Genomic DNA, 931 nt, shown 5'->3' with positions numbered 1-931 from the left:
GTGGTCGGGGTCGGGGTGGTAGAGGGTGTCGAGGGGCCAGCCGCGGTCGGTGGGGAAGGGTGTGATGGCGTCGTGGCCGTTGGCTACGAGTTGCCATAGGTCTTCGGGTGAGGTGATTCCGCCGGGGTAGCGGCAGGCCATCGCCACAATCACAATCGGATCTTCTGCCGCGTCGTCACGGGATGGAGCTCTGCTCGTCGCTCTCGTGCTGGGCGCGGTGGAATGGGGGACCAGTTTGGCGGTGAGCAGAGTCGCGACGGCGCTGGCGGTGGGGTGGTCGAAGGTGAGCGTGGCCGGAAGTGACAGCCCGGTCGCAGTGGCCAGGTGATTGCGTAGTTCGACCGCGGCCAGGGAGTCGAAGCCGAGTTCGCGGAAGGCTGTATTGGGGTCGATGAGGTCGGGGCCGGTGTGGCCGAGCACGGTGGCGGTGGTGCGGCGGACCAGGTCCAGCACGATCTGCTGCTGCTCGGCCGCTGTGGCGTCGGCTAGTTGACGGACGAGACCGGCTTGGGCGGTGCCGGTGCCCCGACCGGCACCGCGACGCGTTTGGCCGCCGGTGAGGATGGCCGGTGCGGTGGGCTGGCTGCGCAGCTGGGTGAGGTCGAGGTGGACTGGCGCCAGCAGCGGCTGGGGGTGGGCGAGGGCGGTGTCGAGCAGGTGAAGAGCGGTGCTGGGGGGTAAGGGGTGCAGGCCGGAGCGGTGCCAGCGGTTGGTGTGAGTGGTGGTCAGGGTGGCGGCCATTCCGGTGTGGTCCCATGGTCCCCAGGCCAGGCTGGTTCCTGGCAGGCCGTGGGTGTGGCGGTGGTGGGCCAGGGCGTCCAGGAAGGTGTTGGCGGCTGCGTAGTTGGCCTGGCCGGGGCTGCCGGTCAGGCCGGCGATCGAGGAGAACAGTACGAACGCGGACAGTGGTAGGTCTTGTGTGAGCTGGTGC

At 69.4% G+C, this 931-nt stretch carries 1 protein-coding gene; it reads right to left on the bottom strand.

Going from position 1 to position 931, the window contains the following annotated elements; all coding sequences use genetic code 11:
- Positions 1 to 931 (bottom strand): KR domain-containing protein (locus AB0C16_RS40095; protein WP_357691382.1); only part of this gene is annotated, 931 nt, incomplete at both ends.

Origin of the sequence: Nonomuraea sp. NPDC048916, from assembly GCF_040649575.1 — a bacterium.
Taxonomy (GTDB): Bacteria; Actinomycetota; Actinomycetes; order Streptosporangiales; family Streptosporangiaceae; genus Nonomuraea.
The sequence above is the reverse complement of the archived record's forward strand: the minus strand, read 5'-3'. Positions and strand labels throughout refer to the sequence as shown.